The organism is Pseudomonas sp. SIMBA_068 (genome assembly GCF_046534705.1).
Classification (GTDB): domain Bacteria; phylum Pseudomonadota; class Gammaproteobacteria; order Pseudomonadales; family Pseudomonadaceae; genus Aquipseudomonas; species Aquipseudomonas putida.
In genome coordinates this window covers 1-251 of record NZ_JAWRYI010001168.1, presented here as the reverse complement: position 1 = coordinate 251, position 251 = coordinate 1, and the positions used below count along the sequence as shown (strand labels likewise).

General features: G+C 67.3%; 1 protein-coding gene. It reads right to left on the bottom strand.

Annotated features, from left to right (window positions below):
• Positions 1 to 251, bottom strand: a 251-nt coding sequence (locus SB756_RS33205) for a TonB-dependent receptor domain-containing protein (RefSeq protein WP_410913652.1), incomplete at both ends; no start/stop codon positions are given.

The window sequence follows — 251 nt, the reverse complement described above, 5'->3', positions numbered from 1 at the left end:
CCGGGGAATGGAGTCGGCGTCGTAGGTAATGTAGTTGCGGCGCCGCAGGTCGAACGCCGCCACGCTGTAGCTGTCCTTGGTGCCGGGAGGCTGGTAGCGCAGTCCGGCCTCGTACTGGCGGCTGGTCTCCGGCTTGAATGGCTTGCGCTGCGAGGAGTCGACGGTGGCGGTGGGAATGAAGGACTCGCCATAGCTGACGTACGGCGCCCAGCCGGTCGGATCCACGTAGACCAGGCCGGCGCGGCTGGTGA